Raw genomic sequence first — 20,073 nt, 5'->3', positions numbered from 1 at the left:
GCCTTGGCTCTCTTTTTACCGAGGGGGCACTGAGGCGAGCGCCCGGGTGCTGACGCTATGCGCGTCGTAAAGCACTATAGGGGCACTCGCCTCATTTTTTGTTTTTCTACTGCGGTTACGCAATGCGTGGAGTCGAAGGGCTATCCTGGTTACTCCCTTTGGATACCCCTTTGTGCTGGCGGTTTGTCGGTGTGTTGTTCCGCGGCAAGGCTGCTACAATTTGCTCGAATGCGTCAAGTGGTTTGATGTTTTGTTTTTCGGGGAAGAAATTTGAATACACAACTTGAAAAGGGTTTGGATTTGTCGCGTCACCGTGCCTCTCGCCGTCGCCACAACTCTCGTCGCGGTGTAGTCGGGCTTACGGTCGTGACTGGGCTAACCTTTGGCTCCGTAGGTTTGGCGCCGATTGCCTCTGCGCAGGATGAACAGCCAGCCCCGGATCTGGCTACTGCAGACGGCATTATTGCAGAGCTGGAGAAGATTTCTCGGGATACCGAAGCGGTTTCTGAGGAAGTTACCGAGCTGGATTCTCAGGTTCAGGCCAAGGAAGAGGAACTCCGGCACGCCGAAGGGGAACTGAAGCACTCTGAGGATCAGGTTCTCCGAGCACAGGATAATCTCAAGGCGCTCTCTGGTGAGATTTCCTACTTCGCGAAGAAGCGGATGCGTGGTGAAATCGTCGACCCATTGTCTGCCGCCCTGGGATCTTCCAGTGCTCAGGACGCTATCGACCGTGCCGGCTACATCAACAAGATGTTCCGCGACAACGATGAAGTCGTCAGCCGTGCGGTGCAAGCCCGCAAGGATGCCGAGGATGGCAAGGCCAATGCGCTGCGTCTGCAGGGCGATATCCGCAAGCAGCTCGATGACCTGGCCAAGCGCCGCGATGATTTGGACAAGCGCAGCGCCGAATTTGATGAGCGCGCCGAGCATGTCAAGTCCATGGTTGAATCGCTGAGCCCCGAACAGCGGGAAATCTGGATTTCCAAGAACAACCCAATTACCGAAGGGTTGGACAAACTGCTCGGATCTTCCGCCGCAGTTGATGCCGCGATGTCGAAGCTGGGTTCCCCGTACTCGTGGGGAGCTGCTGGTCCCTCCGCATTCGACTGCTCCGGCCTGATGTACTGGGCGTACCAGCAGATTGGTAAGTCCATCCCGCGGACCTCGCAGGCACAGCTCGCCGGTGGTACTCCGGTGAGCCGCGACCAGCTGCAGCCGGGCGACATCATCGGTTACTACCCGGGAATCACGCACGTGGGCATGTACATCGGCAATGGTCAGATTGTCCATGCTTCCGACTACGGTATTCCAGTCCAGGTCGTTTCCATCGACCAAGGTGGCCCGTACCAAGGCGCTGTCCGCTTCTAACTAGCGGCAGGTGACCTCGCGTCCTTTTAGTCAAGGTAGATAAACTCGGCTCCATGTCTGCGCGCGTACTGCTCATTACGAATGACTTCCCGCCTCGCGATGGTGGAATCGAGTCCTACCTGCGTGATTTCTGTGCTCGTTTGGATCCGGAGAACCTCGTAGTCCTCGCGTCCTCGCGAGCCCCCGAAGAAAAGCTCCGCGCCTACGACGAGTCGCTACCGTACCGTGTTTATCGCATGCGTGATTCCGTGCTGCTGCCACTGCCGCACGTAGCTCGTCGCGCCGCTCAGATTATTCGCACCGAACGCATTGACACCGTATGGTTTGGTGCCGCCGCGCCACTTGGTTTGCTTGCCGACGCATGCCGTCGCGCAGGTGCCACCCGCATCGTTGCTACCACTCACGGACATGAAGTGGGCTGGTCGATGCTGCCATTGGCCCGCCAGATGCTGAGGCGCATTGGTAAGAGCTCCGATGTTGTGACCTATATTTCCCGCTACACCCGTGGTCGATTTGCGGCAGCCTTTGGTCCGCAAACAGCATTTGAACGCCTGCCTTCCGGTGTCGATATCGAGCGATTTTCCCCGGACCCCGAGGCGGGACAGAAGATCCGGCAGCACCACGGAATCGGTGAGTCCCAGCCGCTTATCGTCTGTATTTCTCGGCTAGTGCGCCGAAAAGGCCAAGATATGCTGATTCGCAGCATGCCTAAGGTTCTTGAGCAGCACCCGGATGCCAGGTTGCTGATCGTGGGCGTTGGTCCGTTGAACCGAGAATTGAAAAAGCTGGCAGTAAAGCTCGGGGTCTCCGAGCAGGTTATTTTTGCCGGCAAGGTCTCTTATGATGACCTCCCCGCCTATTACAATGCGGCCAGCATTTTTGCCATGCCCGCCCGAACCCGCGGACGTGGCCTCGATGTAGAAGGCCTCGGCATTGTCTACTTGGAAGCACAGGCCTGCGGTGTCCCTGTCATAGCTGGCAAGTCTGGTGGCGCCCCGGAGACAGTTATCGATGGCGAAACTGGCATCGTTGTCGACGGGGCCTCGAAGCGCAGCGTCGCCACCGGGCTGGTTGAGATTTTGGATAATCCGGAGCGCGCGGCGGCGATGGGAGCCTGTGGTCGGGAGCATGTTGTGCAGTCGTGGACCTGGGAGGTCATGGCTGCTCGGGCTCGCCGAATTCTCCGAACCTGCGCAATCCCTTTATAATCAACTGTTATGTCCACCGATATTCCGATTCATCCGAACTCAGACGAGTCCGACGCCGCTGATCGCCCGGCTATCGGTTTTGATATTGGTGGAACAAACCTGCGCGCTGCAGTGGTCAGCGCTGATGGGCAGGTGCTGTATCGAGTTCAGACCAGTTCTGATGGCAGTGTGGATGCCATTGAACGTGGCATTGTCCAGACATCCGAGCGCTTGGTTGAACGCTTTCCAGATGTCAGCGCCATCGGTTTAGCTGTAGCTGGTTTTTTGGATTCTGACCGCCAGACGGTTCGTTTTGCCCCGCATCTGCCGTGGCGCGATGCGAACGTCGTCAAGCGTTTATCCTTGCTTCTCCCATGTCCGCTGCAGCTTGAGCACGATGCCAACTCGGCCGCCTGGGGTGAGTATCGCTTTGGTGCGGCTCGCGGTGCGGATAATTGGGTGCTGTTTGCGCTGGGTACGGGAATCGGCGGCGCGATGATGCAGGGGGGTGAGATTTACCGTGGCGCGTACGGCACGGCGCCGGAATTCGGCCACCTCACCGTTGTGCCGGATGGTCGTCCCTGCTCCTGCGGAAAGCGTGGTTGCTTGGAGCGTTACTGCTCGGGTACGGCGTTGGTTACCACCGCTCAGGAACTCTCTGAATCCGGTCGCTACTTCTCGCGGCTTACCGACGGGCTCGTGGCCGGCTCGGTAACTGGTACCGATGTCGTCTCGGCTGCTCGCCAGGGGGATGAATTGGCTCTAGCTGCGATTGATGACTTTGCTACCTGGCTGGGGCGTGGCCTGTCGATGGTGGGCGATGTCTTTGATCCGGAATTGATTGTTATCGGTGGCGGTGTTGCCTCGGCGTCTGATCTATACCTGGACAAGGCCAAGGCCGAGTTTGCCCGCAATCTCACCGGCGCTGGCTATCGTCCGGTAGCGGATGTGCGGGTCGCTGAACTAGGTGCGGATGCTGGGTTGATTGGTGCGGCGGATATTGCGCGCAGCGTTGTGGCTGCCGAGGGTGCGACATCGTCGTAAAGCGTCAATTTGGGGATTGCAGGGGAATTCGCCCGCGAAAAGGTGGGGGAATGGCTGCGGAGATGGATCGTCGGACCAACTGAACCTGTATAGTTTTAAACTGTGAATAATCGCTGGTACAAGTTCTTTAAGTACATCCTCATTGGCCCTTGGCTGCGGATCTATAATCGCCCGTACTACATCGGTGGTGAGAAGATTCCTCAGGAAGGTCCAGCGCTGATGGCGTCGAACCACCTTGCTGTGATGGATCACTTTTTCTTCCCACTGGTCTGCCGTCGTCAGCTGACGTTCCTGGCGAAGGCGGAGTACTTCACCACGCCGGGCTTTGTCGGCGGTATCCAGAAGTTCTTCTTCTCCTCGGTGGGGCAGGTGCCGATTGACCGTACCTCTGGTGATGCAGCTCGCGATGCGCTGAACGCCGGCTTGAAGGTGCTGTCACGCGGTGACCTGCTGGGCATTTCCTTGGAAGGCACCCGTAGTCCCGATGGTCGACTGTACCGCGGTAAAACCGGTGCGGCACGTGTCGCGCTGGAGGCCGGTGTGCCGGTGTTCCCAATGGCGATGATTGATACGGAGAAAGCCAACCCGATTGGTTCGTGGATTCCTCGTCCGGTGAAGGTCGGCACGATTATCGGCGATCCGATTGATCCGTCGGAGTACAAAGCCAAGTACAGCGATGAGTATGAAGCGGCCAGGGCACTGACGGATGACCTGATTAAGGAAATTCAGAAGCTTTCTGGTCAGGAATATGTCGATGCTTACGCGACTGATGTGAAGAAGTCCTTGGAGGCCGGCACCGGCTATCCAGCGGGAACCGAACCGGGTGGAGAGCTCACTACTCCGGCTCCGGGGCCGAAGCCGACCCCCCGTCGCTGGTTCCGACGCGCTCGCTAGAATAATTAGGCGCAGATAGTTTTCGCGACAGTGGGGCTGCACACTTCCTATGGCGATTCGGTGCATGGGTAAGATTTGCTCGGTAGGGCTCCACGGTCTTTTGGTCGCGAGGTAGCCGACGCGAGGCCGAGGCTGGAGAGGATTCCACACCGTGCGTTATTTTTATGACACCGAGTTTATTGAAGACGGCAAGACTATTGATCTTGTCTCCATCGGTGTCGTAGCTGAGGACGGCCGCGAATACTACGCGGTGTCTACCGAGTTCAATGAGAGCAAGGCCGGCCCGTGGGTGCGGGCCAACGTGCTCAATCAGCTGCCCAACCCCTCATCTCCGCTGTGGAAGAACCGGGACACGATCCGCGAGGAACTGCTGGCATTTTTCACCGAACCCGGTACGGGCAGCCCAGAGCTGTGGGCTTGGGTAGGCGCCTACGATCACATTGCGTTGGTGCAGCTTTGGGGTGATATGACCAAGCTGCCGCAGTTCATGCCACGTTATACCCGTGAACTCAAGCAGTACTGGGAGATGGCGGGCAAGCCACGGTTGCCGAAACAGACTGCAGGTAAGCACGACGCGCTGGCAGATGCCCAGCACAATCTGCTGAAGTTTCAAAAGATTGCACAGAAGTTGCCGCTTGATTAAGCAACGGAATTCGAATATTTGGTGACCTGACTAACACCCTTCTGGCAGGGGCACTACAATGAACTTCTGTGAGTTGGACTATTGATCTCCCTGTAGATGACCTGCCCGATCTGCCACCGCTTCCCGGCGACATGGCTGAGCGCTTTGCTGATGTCGTATCCCGCCAAGCCCTACAGCAGCCAAGCTGGGATGCCCGCGCCGCTGCTAACGTGCGTCGCATTCTCGAATCGGTGCCGCCAATTGTGGTCGCGCCTGAGGTTCGTAAGCTTCGTCAGGAGCTTGCCGACGTCGCTAATGGTAAGGCCTTCCTGCTGCAGGGCGGTGATTGTGCGGAGACCTTTGAGTCCAATACTGAGCCGCACATTCGCGCCAATGTGAAGACCTTGCTGCAGATGGCCGTTGTGCTGACCTACGGCGCATCCACCCCGGTTGTAAAGATGGCTCGTATCGCTGGTCAGTACGCTAAGCCGCGCTCGAAGGACATCGACGGCGACGGCTTGCTTAGCTACCGCGGCGACATGGTCAACGGCGTTGAGCCGACTGAAGAAGCTCGAGTTCACGACCCAGCTCGAATGGTGCGTGCTTACGCCAATGCGTCTGCGGCGATGAACCTGGTACGTGCACTGACAGGTTCGGGCACCGCTGACCTGCATCGTCTGCACGAGTGGAACCGTGAGTTCGTCAGCAACTCGCCGGCTGGTGCCCGCTACGAGGACCTGGCACGCGAGATTGATCACGCACTGCGGTTCATGGCTGCCTGTGGTGTTGCGGACTCGAACCTGCAGACCGCGCAAATTTACTGCTCGCATGAGGCACTGGTTGTTGACTACGAGCGCGCTATGCTGCGCCTGTCTGAAAACGATGGCAATCAGGAGCTGTTCAACCTCTCCGCGCATCAGCTGTGGATTGGTGAGCGCACCCGTGGTATTGAGGACTTCCACATCAACCTGGCTGCCATGATTGGCAACCCCGTCGGTGTGAAGATTGGCCCGACCACCACGCCGGAGGAGGCTGTCGCTTACGCCGACAAGCTCGACCCGTTCTTCCAGCCTGGTCGCCTGACCCTGACTTCGCGTCTGGGCAATGACAAGGTTCGCTCCGTGCTGCCTCCCATCGTTGAGGCTGTGGAAGCTTCTGGTCATAAGGTCATTTGGCAGTGCGATCCGATGCACGGCAACACTTACTCGGCCTCCAATGGTTACAAGACCCGCCACTTCGACCGCATTGTCGACGAAGTTCAGGGCTTCTTCGAGGTGCACCGCTCGATCGGCTCGCACCCGGGTGGTATCCACGTGGAGCTGACCGGCGAAGATGTCACTGAGTGCCTCGGTGGCGCGCAGGACATTTCCGATGTCGATCTGCCAGGCCGTTACGCATCCGCCTGCGACCCGCGTTTGAACACTCAGCAGTCGCTGGAGCTGGCCTTCCTGGTTGCCGAGATGCTGCGCAACTAGTTGCAACCAGCTCAGCTAGGTACAACTAGCCCAGCTAGTGCAGCACCGCACTCAGTAGAGCGCCGCACTTTTTTACAGAGTGCTGACCGAAATGCTGTCACCCGCCGTGGCCTTAGCGCCCGGTCGGGGTGACTGCAATACGATGCGATCGTCATCGTTCGCAGAGCCGTCGATGTCGAGCTGAAGATGCTGTTTCTCCGCTTCACGACGTGCCTGCGCAACAGTTTTACCCAGCAGCTGCGGAACCTTCACTGCTCTGGACACGGTCAGCGTGACAGTCGCATCATTGGGGTTAACCAGACGACCTGCACTCGGTGAGACTGCGTCGACACGGCCGTAGTCGCGCGAGGAGGAGGACGCGTCCTTTACTTCGCTTACCTCAATGCCCTCGCGCTGCAGTATTTGGCGAGCAGTATCTTCCGACTTGCCCACTACATTGGGCACTTCGATGCCGTTGTTAATGGTCAACGTCACAGAACTACCGCGTTCGAGGCCAGTGCCTTCCTCAGGAGACACGGAAAGAACCTCTTCCGGCTCAGCAGAGGAGGAGAACTCCGCCGATACCTCCCGGACTTCCAGCCCGGCCTTGCTCAACAGCTCACGAGCTTCATCCTCTTGAAGCCCCACGATTTTTGGCACCTTCACCGGTGCTGGCCCCTTGGAGTAATGCACAGTCACAACTGAGCCAACTTCGACGGTCTGTCCTGGAGCAGGAACCGCATATACCAAGCCGCCGGTGGAGACATCATCGGAAAAGACGGGGTCTCCGACCTCTTCTTTCAACGTCCGCTTAGCTAGGGCAGCACTGAACACTTCCTTTGAGTGGTTCGCGGGATATGCGGGCACAGTCGGGCGGCCGAGGCTGACCAGCACGCGAACATCATCACCGCGGACAACCCGCGCTCCAGCCAGGGGGTCCGAGCCAATAATCTGGGACACTGCGACATCGTTGTCGTAGCGCTCATCAACCACCGGTTCAAAGCCCGCCTCACTGATTGCGGTCATCGCCTGTGGTTGCGACAGCCCAGTGATAGAGGGCACTTCGCCGTAACGGCCAGAGCCCAGCCACCACGCGCCAAGCCCCATGCCCAACGTGGCAACCAGGGCGATAATCAGCCACAATGCACATCCACGGCGCGTCCGCTGTCGGGTAGCTCGACGGCTCTTAGGCGTCTGAGTCTGAGCAGATCGCGGCTGCGGATGCTGTGGGTGCTGTGGGCCCTGAGTGTCCGGCGGCAGCGGATATTCCGGAGCGCCTGGAACGTCGGCTGGTACGAGAGCTCCACCAGACGGCTCCGGGGATTCCCAGCCAGGGGGGTTGTACTCGTCATAGCGATCGAAAGTGCGTGTCCGCCCCGCATCCGGGTCGTCGAAATCATCGAAAACGTTTGGTGGTCCCGGTGGTCGGGAAGAAACGGGGCTACCGGGTGCGTCCGTCGAGAAGCCATAGCCGTCGTGACCGAAGCGCTCGGGTGCCGTCTCTGCGGTGCCGTGTCTGTCATCGAAATGGTCGTTGCCCGGTCGGTGGAAGTCCTCTGTGAGCCCCTCCATGGCGGCAGCGTTGGCGGCTGCTGAATTGACGGGCGACGGCACGCGGAATGGTGGCAGCGCGAGTTTGTCCGCAATGTCTTCGAGTGCGTCACCGAATTCCTCGGCCGTCTCAAACCGATCCTCCGGCCTGCGGGAACAAGCGCGGGCGACCAACTCGTCGAACTCCTCGGGAACGCCGTCGATGAACTCCGAGGGTGGCGGGACATCTTCGTTCAATCGCTTCATGGCAACGCCGAGCGAAGAATCGGCGATGAATGGCGTGGTGCCGGTAAGCAGCTCAAAGAGCAAAATACCCGCCGCATACACATCGGATGCAGGGGAGATGGATTCACCCGTGACCTGCTCCGGAGCCAGATAAGCGACGGTGCCGACGATGACCGAGTTAGAGGTCACCTTGGCATCAGCGGCCGCGCGCACTAGACCGAAGTCCGCCAGCTTCACTCGCCCGTCCGAGGCAATCAGCACATTTTCCGGCTTGATATCTCGGTGCACCATGCCGCGGGAATGCGCCACCGATAGGGCGCGCAGAACTGAGCGCATCACGACGGCAGCTGCATGCGGAGGCATCGGACCGCGCTGACGGAGCAGTTCGCGGAGGGTCCCACCGTCGACGAATTCCATAATGAGGAAAACATGCCCCGCCGGGTCCGTGCCCTGGTCGTAGACGTTGACAAGCGACTCGTCATTGAGGTGCGCGACCGCGCGGGCCTCACGTTCGAAGCGGATGCGGAAAGACTCGTCGTCGACAAAACGCGGATCCATGACCTTTGCGGCCACCCTGCGATCGAGCCGCAAATCGGTGGCGCAGTACACGGTGCTCATGCCACCGTGTGCGATGGTGGCTCCGATGCGGTAGCGACCATCGAGAATCTGCCCCTCGACAAGCTGCGACATAAACCAGCCTTCCCTGTTCCAATCAGTTGCTTCTAATAAGTATATGGGGACGTACCTACTGCAAGGCCAACGCGCTAAAGTGACCAGTGTGAGAAAGATTCCAACTTGCCACGATGTCCTGAGCGCCGACGAACCCACTCTTGCGCTGCCCGATGCCGCTGACCTCATTGGCGTCACCGTCACTCGAATTCACGCGTTGCTGCAGGAGGGTCGCCTTATTGCAGTCCACCGCGACGGCATTGCACAAATTCCCGCCCGCTTCTTTGAAGATGATGAGGTCGCGCGTTTTGTACCTGGCGCACTCGCATTGCTTGCCGACGGCGGCTACACGCGAGAAGAAACGCTGGAGTGGCTATTCACCGAAGATGAATCTCTGCCTGGACGTCCGGTGGACGCCCTGCACGGTCACCTTGCACGCGAAGTAATGCGCCGCGCACAGGCTATGGCGTTGTAAAGACCCGGACGGCGTCCTACGCCCGCCGTCCTACGCCCGCGATAGCTCCTGTCGTAATCGCCCGGCCACTGCTGTGAAAAGCAGCGGGAGGGCGATTTTTGCTTTTCGAGCGCGTCCCACTTGAGCGCGTTGCGCAAAGACGTTGTAGTTCATGCGCTCAATTTCGCCGAGAATGTCTGAGTAGAGAATCTCCGCGGCACGGATAGCCTGACGCCCTGGCACCTCTAACATGTCCACGCCGCTGCTGGCTTCGGCATAGAGTGCGCGGTTGCGAGCGATGAAGAAGGCCAATGCCTGACGTACCGCCGGGGTCGTCTGTCCCGTGGCGGCACAGTAGCCGATCTCCTCGGTACCCACTCCGAAGGCCTCCCACTCATTCAGTGGTAGGTAAATACGGCCACGGCGAAAATCCTCGGCGATGTCGCGGAGGAAATTCGTCACCTGAAAGGCTTTTCCCAGGAGCTCTGCGTAGGGAGTGGCTTCCTCGCGGGAGACCCCTGCGCGGGTGCCTAGGATGGGCATCATCTCAAGGCCGATGACTGCTGCGGAGCCCCACATATACGAGTCGAGTTGCTCCCATGTTTCAAAATGCGCAATGTGGCACGATGTGTCGGGCACGTCCATCAACATGGAGTGAACAAAGTCCGCAGAGAGCTGTGGATCGATGTCGTAGTCGCGAAAAGTCTGTGCGGCCGCCGAGATGACGGCACGGTCGCGGTCGCGGTGGACGTCGTCAAGCGAACCGATGACGACAGCTGAGTGGAAAAGCTCGCTTAAACGTGTGACCGTGGCTTCGATGTGCGTGGGGGAGCGGTCGGCGTCGGCGGGGCAGTCGACGTAGTCATCGACGATGCGTGCCCAGGCGTAGAGAGACCACACCGCACGCTGTTGGCGGGGTGCCAATAGTCGCGTGGCCAGGGAATACGTGCGACCGTGGGAGGCCATAATATCGCGGCAGAGCTCGTAGGACTGTGGCAGCGCGATGGTCGAGAGAGGCTGTGGGGTGGGCATGGACAACTATGCGACCTCGGTCGACCGCGACAGGGGCGCCACCGTGGAATCCGTGTCTGCGGCGGTTTTATCGTCACGCCACGGGTACTTCCAGCTGAATTTTCCAGTGGTCAGCCAGCCGACGGCCAGCCAGCCGAGAACGGTAATGATAACCATCCAGGGCACGTCGTAGAAGCGGTGATTGCCGCCGCCGGCGAAGGACAGCGACAGGATGAATGTGAACAACACGGTGCCTTGAACCACCCATCGTGGCGGGCGAATCGTTCCCATGGGAGTCAATAAGCTGGCGTAGTACCAGGGAAGTGCCACGGCATTAAATACGCAGGCCACCACGTAGGCGGCAATCATGCCAGCGACATTGTTACGAGGGGTGGCTCGGAAGTAGAACCAGGAGATCACGAGTCCCACCAGCATGATGATGGAGGAGACCACGCGTGTGTGGCTGACGATGACATTGAAACCGATGTCGTCGTTGAACCACGCCGTGACGCCCGAGATCACACCAGCGACCGCTGACGGTGCTGCCAGGGGGTTAATCACCTTGGTATTGCCACTGATCTCGGAAATCCAGCCCCAGCTCGAGCCGGTCAGCCACGTCACCACTGCAAGCGTGCCGACGCAAACTGCGACCAACACGATGCCCACACCGGCAATCGCCGGAATCTTGCGCAGCATCTCTTGAACCGTGGCGATGGGCTCGCGCCTGGTCAACACAATCCACACGACGAAGGGCAGCGCCAGGACAGCGGTGGCTTTCAGCGCGACGCCAATTCCGATGAGGACAGCAGCGACCAGGCCACCCCGCATGCGCTCCATGTGCAGTGCGGCGACTAGTGCCAGGCTGACCAATCCGACCATCAGTGCCTCGTTGTGCATACCCGCAATCAGATGCAGTAGCACCAGTGGATTGAGCACACCGAGCCACTGTGCGAAAGCCGGATTTGCTCCAAGCTCCCGGGCGATTCGCGGGATCGACCAGACAATGGCGGCGAAGCCCAGCAGACACACAATGCGGTAGAGAATCACGCCGACGGTGATGTTGTCGCCGACAATCCGCGTGATGACCTCGCCAATTCCCAGATGCAGCGGGCCATACGGGGTGGTGGTATTCCGCCAATCTGCGGATACCTCCAGCAGCATCGGCCCTGGATTGGCTGCAGCTCCCTCAGTGTAGGGATCAAACCCATCGCGGACCATCGCGCCCTGCATGAGATACGAATAGACATCGCGAGAGAACAGCGGTGCGGCCAGCGCGAGGGGAATTGCCCAGGCCATCAGGATTGAATTGAACCGACGCAACGTGGACTCATCGCCGCCAGCGTTCGCTGGAACCGCAGCGTCTGCTGCGTCGCCATCATGGGCAGAACCGGCCACAATGTCCCGGATGGTCCCCTTCGAGAACAGCAGTTCCCGCCCGATGCGCAGCCACGAGATAAGCAGCAGGGCGATACCTACCCAAATCACAATCTCACAGAAAATCTGACCGTGACCGTAGGTGATCCAGTCGAGTCCCAGAGCGTGGACAAGGCCGCCACGGTAGCGATTCGCACCGGAACCGTAGGAGCCCAGAGCAATGAGGATGCCACCGTAGACACCCAGCTGAGCACTCCGCGATAAATTCATGTCAACCTAAACAATCGATACATTGCTGATGCATTAATCCTAGTTGGTCAGTGACCACCGGCAGACATCCGGGAGACATTCATGAGCTAAGGCGTTTCAAACCGCTGTGCCGCAAGTCGTCCCGAAATCATGACCGTCGGCACGCCAACCCCCGGCACCGTCGTCGATCCCGCCAGCGTCAGATTCTTTGGCATCTTCGGAGAGAAGTTGCGGGGACGGAACGGCCCCGTCTGTCGGAACAGATGCGCCAGCCCAAACGGCGAGCCAACGCCCATGTCGCGTTCTTGCCACTGCTGAGGGGTATCGATCCGACCGACTCGCCACTTCGTAGAAATCCCGGTCAGTCCGCGCCGCTCCAGCTCAGCGGTTATTTTCGCAACGTAGTCCCCACCGATTCGTGACCAGATCAGATTGGCCGACTGCAAGTTGGGGCACGGCGCGAGCACACTGACGGGCTCCCACTGCACGCCGTTCGCATCTGTGACAATACGCTCCGGCGCGCTCACCGCAGGCCGGGTGACCAGCAATGATGGGTCCGACATTAGCTTTCCATGACGCGGTGACGAGATCTCCTCAAAGGTTTCGTTCCACTTTTCGCCAAACGAAATCAGGTGATGCCGCTTCGGCCACGTCGCAGTCTCCGAAACCGGAATCAGCCCGTGCGCCACCACCGCCGATGGAGAAAATCGAACTGGGAACAACCGTCGCGCTCCCGTCCGCTTTACGACGCTCCGAAGGCCTCGCCGCTTCGATGAGCTACCGGCGGCAGAGGTAGCCGCGTCGTGAAGCCAGCTCTGCACCACAGGTAAATCGGTCGTAGCGATGACGGCATCGGTGGGACGCTCGCCAGTTGCCGTGGTGATGGCGGAGACAAAGCCTGCTTCGTCAACTTTCAGCCCAGTGACATCAACGCCGAAGTCGATGGTTCCGCCAGCTCGACGGACGGCCTCGGCGAGCAACTCGCTGACGGCGCCTATACCCGAACCAAATGCGGGGGAGTGCGGATAGTAAACCCCCATCGAGGTATCCATGTGGGAAATGCAGCCGTAGACCGCACGGGCCTTAGCGGGAGGCACACCTGCGTAAAGCGCCTGGAAGCTGAAAACGCGAGCGAGATCATTATCTCCGAGGAAGGCACGAATCTTAGGTTCGAGGGCGCCGAAGGCACCGAGTCGGAGGAGCGTAGTGAGGTCGCGAAGCGCGCCGGGCCCGGTGAATAGGTCCGTAACGCGGTCAAAGCTGCGGGACATGAAGTTGTCGAAGCAGGCATTGAAGAGAGTTTGCAGCCACGTGCGAAGTTTGCGGTAACCGGCGACGGTGGAGTCAGAGGCACCGAAGCGCGCGAGTTCATCGGCCATCATGTCTTCGTTGGAAAACACGTCGAGTCCGCCGCGGGTGGCAAATTCCGCACGGTAGGTGGGCGTGATTGGGGAGGCCGAAAAACCCGGGTCGATATCGCGCGCGTAGAGGCCGACGGCGGCGAGGGCATCGTCGACAAGCGAGGGCATGGTCCATACAGTTGCGCCAGTGTCGAAGACTGCGGTGAGCGATTGCTCGTCGATATCGACTGTGATGGGTTCACTGGCGCAGCGTCCGCCGACGAAACTTCCCCGCTCGACAACGGTGACATCGTAGCCATCGGCGATGGCGTAGAGCGCGGCGGTAAGTCCGGACAGGCCTGCGCCGATGATGGTCAGTCGTGGTTTGGAGCCCTTATGAGGACGAGTGACCGCACGTCGCAGACGCGGGGAATTAATGGGGGCACGAGTGGGGGAAGCAGCGGGCATGACTACGCAACACCTGGTCTAATGCTGACGAGCGGTGGCGCGAACGCCCATAGCAATGAGGTTCTCGCGCGACGTTGCAGGCAGGTCGGCATTCTCGATAGTGGAGAAAGCGCGGCTGGTCAGGCGGTCAATTTCACGTTCGACGGCATCGGCAGCGCCGGAATCAGCGATGAGATTTCGTAGCTCATCAATATCTGCAGCAGACGAGACCGCTCCCAGGCGTTCATCGATAAAGCGGGCCTTTTCAGGTGCGGAATCGAGGTAGAGGCTTAAAGCCTGGCCGACCAGTACGGTTCGCTTGCCCTCGCGGAGGTCATCGCCGGCAGGCTTGCCCGTGACTTCGGGATCGCCGAAAACACCCAGCTGATCGTCGCGGAGCTGGAATGCCACACCGATATCGCGGCCGAAGCTGCGGTAGGCCTCAACCAATTCCGCTGGGGCGCCGGCAATCGCAGCACCAATGTGGAGCGGCCGCTCGATGGTGTAGGCGGCGGTCTTGAACAGATTGATTTTCTCAGCGGTCTCGACGCGACTGTCCCGGCTGGCTTCGGCCGTGATATCGAGCAGTTGGCCGCCAAGTACTTCAGTGCGCATCGCCCGCCAGGGGACAAGTGCGCGGGTTAGCGCCTCCGAGCTGAGGCCTGAAGAGTGCATCATGTCATCAGCCCAGGTCAGGGCGACATCGCCAATGAGAATCGCGGCGGAAATACCGAAGCGGTCGGCGGCTCCATTCCAGCTATTGGCCTCGTGCTTGGCCTCGAATACCTTGTGGATAGTCGGTGCGCCACGGCGCGTATCAGCGTCATCGATGATGTCGTCATGAATGAGTGCGCAGGCTTGAATGAGTTCCAAGGCACTCACCGCGTTCATCACAGCCAGGGAATCCTCGGCTGGGGAGAAACGGCCTTCGAGGCCGCCTGCCCCCAACCACCCCTGCCAGGCGAAGGCTGGACGCACGCGCTTGCCCCCATTGAGGACGAAGGAGTGGAGCGAATCTATGGCCTCGGTGTACACCGCATCGACCGACGCGACATCGTCGCCACGGCTTTTGAGGTAATTCTCCAGCGTTTTGGTAACAGTAGCTGGTACTTCGCGGGGCTGTAGCGCGGCCAAATCCAGTTCTTCGCTCATGTGAGCCTCTCGTCGATGACGGGTAATGCTGACTCAAGAATAGGACACCGCTTAGTATGAGTGACTATGTCCTCAACAATGCCACTGTCGCCAGGCCGCCAAGTGACAATCCGCCAGGCGCTTTCAATGCCGAGCGCGGGCAGTATTCCCTTCTCGGTCGAGTTCATGCCCCCGCGTGACGACGCGGCCGAGGAACGTCTTCTCCGAGCAGCTGAGGCTTTCCATGATCTTGGTGCCTCCTTTGCATCCGTGACCTACGGCGCCGGTGGTTCTAGCCGCGACCGCACCCTGCGAATCGCCCAGCGCGTTTCGAGGCAGCCGCTTACAACGCTTGTGCACCTGACATTGGTAGAGCACACTGTCGACGAGCTGCGGGAAATCCTGCGCTCTTATCTCAGCGCGGGGCTGACGAATCTGCTCGTTCTGCGTGGTGACCCGCCGGGAGACCCGCTTGGCCCTTGGGTGGAGACCGAGGGCGGTCTGCACTACGCCAGCGAACTGATTGAGCTAATTAAGGCCGAGCCGGAGTTCGAGAAATTTGAAATCGGCATTGCGTCGTTCCCGGAGGGACATTACCGCTCGCCGGATTTGGACCATGACACGCAGTACACGCTGGCCAAGCTGCGCGCGGGAGCCGAATACTCGATTACGCAGATGTTCTTCGATATTGAGCACTACTTGCGCCTTCGAGACCGCCTGGTGGAAGCCGACCCAGTGCACGGTGCCAAGCCCATCATTCCGGGGCTGATGCCGATTACATCGCTGCGCTCAGTGCGCAGGCAGGTTGAGCTCTCCGGGGCACAGTTGCCATCCGATTTGGAGGAACGCCTGATTAAGGCAGCAGATGGTGACGAGCAGGCCAATAAAGATGAGATTCGCAAGATTGGTATCGAGTTTTCGACCAACATGGCAGAGCGGCTCATCGCCGAAGGCGTGCCGGGGCTGCACTTTATGACTATGAACTTCGCTCGCGCCTCCCAGGAAGTTTTGCACAACCTCGGCATGGCGCCCGAATGGGGCACCGGCCAGGATATGCTGCGCGGCGGTTTTTAATTGCTAAAAGTCCTGCATGTCGCGAACTCTTCGCGCCCACAGGACACCTAGCACTGAGGCTAGGACACCGGCGGCTGTGGTCACACCGGCAAATAATAGGAATTGATTCCGCTTGGTGGATCCAGCCGGCGACGAAGCCCATACATTATGGTTCTCGCCACTGGCGAGCTGCCATTCCACCTTGTTCGGTTCGGTCTGGCGGCCATTGGAGTCAGTAACCTGCTCCGGGAACGCGACGACGAAATCAACCTTCGCGCCGGGCAGGTGAGTCAAATCCATGTGGCCGTTCATCGAAATCTTGCCGCCACCGGTACGGTCTAGGTCGATGTCTACGCGATCGTCGGAAAGCTGTCGGAGCGTATCGGTGAGTTCAATGAAGTGCAGCTCGTTGAACGAGACTTCCATCTTTCCTGTGGAGGAGTCGATTACTCCCTGCGAGACGCGGTCGGAGAGATCTTCCGGTACTTGCCACTGCTCAAATTGGGAACGGACTTCCTCCGTGGGTGTTACGTGAATTGTGCCCGAGACCCTGTCGTCGCCGGAAATGGTAATGCCAGCCTGTGCGTCAAAGCAGCCGCTGAGCGGCAAGATAGCGGCAATTCCGGCTATTGCGGTGGCAATGCGCAGAGGCGAAAGCCGTCGACGTGGTGTGGAAGGTTCACTCGGTGATGATGTCACGGGGAAGATCTACTCCTAGAACTGCGAAGGGACGGGAGTCCCCTGTGAAATAAAAGTTCCTTAAAACATCCTTGAAACCAAATTGGCGGTAGAGCTGCCATGCCCTATTGGCCTCATTCGGGTATTCCGGGGTTGACAACAGAACTCGCGTCTCTGGGCGGGAATCGACCAACTCGCGGAGCAGTCGTTTACCGAGTCCCCGCCCCTGAAAGCTGGGGTGTATGTGAATCTCAGACAGTTCGGCGTAGTTGCCCAAGAGCTTGACGACGTCCGGTAGCGAGCGCCCGTCCATGAGCAGTCCATCTCTTACCTGGCGATACCACCAGTGCGTGTCCAATCCTGTACGGCAGTAGCCGATGCCGACCAACCTGCAGCGCGGGTCGCGGAGAGCCTGGGCAGGGGAGAGCTCTTCGGGGTGAGCTATGGCTGCAGCAGCCATGAAGCCGGGTTGAGTGGTTTGCTTCTGCCATTCGTGGAGACGACCGGGCAAGATCGCGGGGTTGTACTGCATCGCGGTGATGTAGAGAGCCACTGCTTCTTGCAGGCGGAGATTGAAGTCTCCTGCTGTCATCGGAACCACGCTGTATTTCACAGTGACCAGATTAGCGACTTAGACGAACTTAGTTGTGAGATTACTGCAATAACATCGAGTCGAACAGGTGTGCGAAAGTATGCCTGGCGTAGTCCGGGGTTGGGGATAGATTGCAGTCAATCCCGCTAAGGGGAAGCGGAAAATCCGTGCTCATGTGAATGCTGCGTGAAAGGAGAAGCAGGGTGGTGGCAAGGTCGAACGTGGTGGAGTTTAGGGCGATTTCGCAGTCGGGTTCGGTCGCCCCGGTCGGTGTCTCAAGGCAATCGCTGGAGCTGCTGGGGCGGGCAGAGGCTCTGCTAGCGAATGCTCGGAATGCCAGCTCTGATGAGATGTTGGAGCTTTCCTACTGTGCGGCGCTGCGTTGCGCAGGCGCGCTGTTGAATCGCGACGATGTGTCGGTGGCTGGGGGTTCTGGCTCGGGCGCTCGTTCGGGCTCGGTAGTTAAGCGTCGTCGTTCGGCAACACAGAGTGCCTGGTTGCGTTTAAAGAAAGAGCAGCCCGAATTTGATAGCTGGGTCACCAAGTTCGAGCAGTTCACCGCACTGCGTGAGGAAGTCCGGTTGGGTATTTCGCGTCGCATTGACTCTCGGCGGGCGCAGGAGCTGTGGGAATTAAGTTGTGCATTCTTGGGGGCTGTCCGGGCTGAGCTGGGTGTTCTGCCCGCGGCTGCGTAAGCCGGTGGGGGCGTGCTAGAGCGTTGCTTTCCTAAATAAATGGGGGATTGTTCGGATTCATGGAACAATAGAGGTGAGTCGCCCGTTGAAGGGGTAAGAATGAAGCTAACGGACGCCGCGTTAGCAGCAGGTGGCCTGTGATTAACTTTGCTGTATCGGCATTGTTGGTTGAGGGTCAAGGCTCGCCAGTATCGCGGTGGGCAATGCTCAAGTAGGCGATGGAGGAATTGTGGGACTATCTGAGCACGAACAGCGGATGCTCGACGAAATCGAGTCTGCACTCTACGCTGAGGATCCTAAATTTAGTTCGACGATGGCCGGAAATGCGTTCAACTTTCCGGAGGAAAACAGCGCACCCCGTGGGTTTTCGATCCAGGTTTTTGCGCTCATGCTCCTTGGCCTGCTGATGCTGATTGGCGGCGTCGCTCTTTTCTCTGTGAGCAATTGGTTCATTGTGTTGTCGGTAGCCGGCTTTGGTCTTATGTTCGGTTCCGGCGTTTGGGCTCTGACCGGCGCCGGTAAGCAGAAGAAGTCTAGTTCTGCTTCGGGGCTGAACTTTGGAAAGTCTAAGTCTGGAGTGGCAAAGAGCCGTCGAGGAGCCTCGGGTGGTCGTGGTTCCTCTGGTGATTCCACGTTGGAATCGCGTTTCCGTGGCCGCTTCGAGGGCCGTTAGGGGATAAGCCTCAAGAATTAACAGTGAGGGCAAGCCAGCGATGGCTTGCCCTCACTTTTTTGGGTTTTTTTAGACGTGAATCGTCTCCACAAGATCTCACCCACTTTGCCCCACCCCGAGTCCCCACTTTCCCCCACTTAGCTATTGGGATGGAGGAATTCTTATCTGCGGTCGTTGTTGGTATCTCCGAAAGTTTGGCTCTGGTGAAACAAAATTGCAGGTCAACGCACTAAGTCTGGCGACCAGGTTGAATCTGGATGGTTTTTAGCAGGTAAGTGGTGGGTAGTGGGGCGTAAACTGCTTTCTGTTAACAATGTGGTTGGTGTGGCGTCGTTATCGGCGTGGTCGCGGGTGGGTGCCCCACTTTTTATTCGCGCTTTAATTGTCGAGGTGATTCTTTAAAATCCCAGGTCAATTGGGTTAAAATGGATGTCCTGGCGGTGGGGTTGCGCTGATGCTGTGACTATTTTTCTCCTTCTTGTGTTGATAGTGGCAGATAGTGGGGTAAAGTGGGGCGTGATGTTGATTGAGGTTGGTCAACATTGCAGAAGTGAATATCCGATTTGCGCTTAAAGTTTGGCGAGATTTTGGCACAGCGGGAAAGCACAGTCCTCTGGCTCTGCTTGAAGGCAACGCCTAAATCCCTGAATTCGGTAAGCGTTTGTGCGTTGACATTGAGGTTGACACGGGGATAGGAGGCCAGTGACGCATGTTTCTGGGCACCTATACGCCGAAGCTTGATGACAAAGGGCGCCTGACGTTGCCGGCGAAGTTCCGTGAGGATCTCGCAGGTGGCCTGATGGTCACTAAAGGGCAGGATCATTCTCTGGCGGTGTATCCGAAAGAGGAGTTCGTCAAATTAGCTCAGCGGGCTACTAAGGCCTCTCGTACGAATGCCAAGGCGCGAGCTTTCATCCGAAATCTTGCGGCGAGCACAGATGAGCAGCGTCCTGATGGCTCGGGGCGAATCACGTTATCGATGGATCACCGTCGGTACGCGAATCTCTCCAAGGAGTGCGTGGTTATCGGCTCTATTGACTTTCTGGAGATCTGGGACAAAGAGTCCTGGGAGGCCTACCAGGCGGAGCATGAAGCTGATTTCTCCGAAGGTGAGGATGACTCGCTGTTCAGCGTTTTATAAACCGCTTGGAATAACCGAAAAGAGGGAATGTCCGCATGGACTCTGCCTGATAGCCCCTGGTGTACTTCCCCGATACCAGGTTCTGTCAGGCGGGGCCCTGTGAACATCCCCGCTTTTTGTTTTAAGCACCGATAGCAGCATTCCCAGTAGTGCTCATGAGGTGCGGTCTGGTTGCTGGCGCGGCACTCGTCGTTAAGCAAACCGGGAATACACTCGAT

Annotated in this window: 18 protein-coding genes; 11 read left to right on the top strand and 7 right to left on the bottom strand. The window is 58.6% G+C overall.

Annotated features, from left to right (window positions below; genetic code table 11):
* Positions 1 to 300: 300 nt before the first annotated feature.
* The 6 genes from ADB02_RS08085 (at position 301) to ADB02_RS08060 (ending at position 6,593) form a co-directional block, all read left to right on the top strand.
* Positions 301 to 1,371 carry an NlpC/P60 family protein gene (locus tag ADB02_RS08085; RefSeq protein ID WP_353797117.1) on the top strand — a complete coding sequence of 357 codons (1,071 nt, stop codon included), beginning with the start codon at positions 301 to 303 and terminating at the stop codon, positions 1,369 to 1,371.
* Positions 1,372 to 1,424: 53 nt separating this feature from the next.
* Positions 1,425 to 2,579, top strand: a complete 1,155-nt coding sequence (locus tag ADB02_RS08080) for a glycosyltransferase family 4 protein (protein WP_049190492.1) — start codon at positions 1,425 to 1,427, stop codon at positions 2,577 to 2,579.
* Positions 2,580 to 2,588: 9 nt separating this feature from the next.
* Positions 2,589 to 3,602 (top strand): ROK family glucokinase, encoded by a 1,014-nt coding sequence (locus ADB02_RS08075; protein ID WP_049170251.1) that lies wholly within the window; start codon positions 2,589 to 2,591, stop codon positions 3,600 to 3,602.
* A 102-nt stretch (positions 3,603 to 3,704) separates the two neighbouring features.
* Positions 3,705 to 4,496 (top strand): lysophospholipid acyltransferase family protein, encoded by a 792-nt coding sequence (locus ADB02_RS08070; RefSeq protein WP_049170252.1) that lies wholly within the window; start codon positions 3,705 to 3,707, stop codon positions 4,494 to 4,496.
* Positions 4,497 to 4,647: 151 nt separating this feature from the next.
* The gene (locus ADB02_RS08065) at positions 4,648 to 5,139 is read left to right on the top strand and encodes a polyadenylate-specific 3'-exoribonuclease AS (RefSeq protein WP_016423018.1); all 492 of its coding nucleotides are present in this window, start codon (positions 4,648 to 4,650) and stop codon (positions 5,137 to 5,139) included.
* 68 nt (positions 5,140 to 5,207) lie between these two features.
* On the top strand, positions 5,208 to 6,593 hold the full coding sequence (locus ADB02_RS08060) for a class II 3-deoxy-7-phosphoheptulonate synthase (RefSeq protein WP_049182155.1): 1,386 nt from the start codon (positions 5,208 to 5,210) through the stop codon (positions 6,591 to 6,593).
* A gap of 72 nt (positions 6,594 to 6,665) precedes the next feature.
* Here ADB02_RS08060 and ADB02_RS08055 read toward each other — a convergent pair whose 3' ends face one another.
* Positions 6,666 to 9,038, bottom strand: coding sequence for a PASTA domain-containing protein (locus tag ADB02_RS08055; RefSeq protein WP_049190490.1), 2,373 nt, complete (start codon positions 9,036 to 9,038; stop codon positions 6,666 to 6,668).
* Between the two features lie 79 nt (positions 9,039 to 9,117).
* Here ADB02_RS08055 and ADB02_RS08050 point away from each other — a divergent pair, with 79 nt between their 5' ends.
* The gene (locus tag ADB02_RS08050) at positions 9,118 to 9,492 is read left to right on the top strand and encodes an Rv2175c family DNA-binding protein (protein WP_005510311.1); all 375 of its coding nucleotides are present in this window, start codon (positions 9,118 to 9,120) and stop codon (positions 9,490 to 9,492) included.
* A 30-nt stretch (positions 9,493 to 9,522) separates the two neighbouring features.
* Here the strand turns inward: ADB02_RS08050 and ADB02_RS08045 are convergent, their stop codons facing one another.
* The 4 genes from ADB02_RS08045 to ADB02_RS08030 all read right to left on the bottom strand — a co-directional run bounded on the left by ADB02_RS08045 (position 9,523) and on the right by ADB02_RS08030 (position 15,044).
* Entirely contained in the window at positions 9,523 to 10,503 is a 981-nt protein-coding gene (locus tag ADB02_RS08045; protein WP_016423016.1) for a phytoene/squalene synthase family protein, read from the bottom strand.
* A 6-nt stretch (positions 10,504 to 10,509) separates the two neighbouring features.
* Entirely contained in the window at positions 10,510 to 12,126 is a 1,617-nt protein-coding gene (locus tag ADB02_RS08040) for an alpha-(1->6)-mannopyranosyltransferase A (protein WP_049190488.1), read from the bottom strand.
* An 86-nt stretch (positions 12,127 to 12,212) separates the two neighbouring features.
* A complete protein-coding gene (gene crtI, locus ADB02_RS08035; RefSeq protein WP_048731199.1) occupies positions 12,213 to 13,913 on the bottom strand; it encodes a phytoene desaturase family protein in 1,701 nt (566 codons plus the stop codon).
* Between the two features lie 18 nt (positions 13,914 to 13,931).
* Complete coding sequence (locus ADB02_RS08030; protein ID WP_049170256.1) at positions 13,932 to 15,044, bottom strand: polyprenyl synthetase family protein; 1,113 nt, start codon at positions 15,042 to 15,044, stop codon at positions 13,932 to 13,934.
* 66 nt (positions 15,045 to 15,110) lie between these two features.
* Between ADB02_RS08030 and metF the strand changes: the two genes are divergently transcribed.
* Positions 15,111 to 16,097 (top strand): methylenetetrahydrofolate reductase [NAD(P)H], encoded by a 987-nt coding sequence (gene metF, locus ADB02_RS08025; protein WP_016423012.1) that lies wholly within the window; start codon positions 15,111 to 15,113, stop codon positions 16,095 to 16,097.
* Between the two features lie 3 nt (positions 16,098 to 16,100).
* On the opposite strand, the gene ADB02_RS08020 is transcribed toward metF, so the two are convergent.
* Positions 16,101 to 16,775, bottom strand: a complete 675-nt coding sequence (locus ADB02_RS08020; protein ID WP_049190486.1) for an LppM family (lipo)protein — start codon at positions 16,773 to 16,775, stop codon at positions 16,101 to 16,103.
* Complete coding sequence (locus ADB02_RS08015) at positions 16,756 to 17,346, bottom strand: GNAT family N-acetyltransferase (protein ID WP_049182147.1); 591 nt, start codon at positions 17,344 to 17,346, stop codon at positions 16,756 to 16,758. Before ADB02_RS08015 ends, ADB02_RS08020 begins: the two co-directional genes overlap by 20 nt.
* A gap of 206 nt (positions 17,347 to 17,552) precedes the next feature.
* On the opposite strand from ADB02_RS08015, the gene ADB02_RS08010 reads away from it, so the two are divergent.
* The 3 genes from ADB02_RS08010 to mraZ all read left to right on the top strand — a co-directional run bounded on the left by ADB02_RS08010 (position 17,553) and on the right by mraZ (position 19,855).
* On the top strand, positions 17,553 to 18,041 hold the full coding sequence (locus ADB02_RS08010) for an SAV_6107 family HEPN domain-containing protein (protein WP_049190537.1): 489 nt from the start codon (positions 17,553 to 17,555) through the stop codon (positions 18,039 to 18,041).
* 229 nt (positions 18,042 to 18,270) lie between these two features.
* Positions 18,271 to 18,714, top strand: coding sequence for a DUF3040 domain-containing protein (locus tag ADB02_RS08005; protein WP_049190484.1), 444 nt, complete (start codon positions 18,271 to 18,273; stop codon positions 18,712 to 18,714).
* Positions 18,715 to 19,423: 709 nt separating this feature from the next.
* The gene (mraZ, locus tag ADB02_RS08000; RefSeq protein ID WP_049190483.1) at positions 19,424 to 19,855 is read left to right on the top strand and encodes a division/cell wall cluster transcriptional repressor MraZ; all 432 of its coding nucleotides are present in this window, start codon (positions 19,424 to 19,426) and stop codon (positions 19,853 to 19,855) included.
* The last annotated feature ends 218 nt before the right edge of the window (positions 19,856 to 20,073 follow it).

It is taken from the genome of Corynebacterium sp. 212_CJEI (assembly GCF_001055915.1).
GTDB lineage: Bacteria > Actinomycetota > Actinomycetes > Mycobacteriales > Mycobacteriaceae > Corynebacterium > Corynebacterium jeikeium_D.
This window is presented reverse-complemented; position numbering and strand designations above follow the sequence as displayed.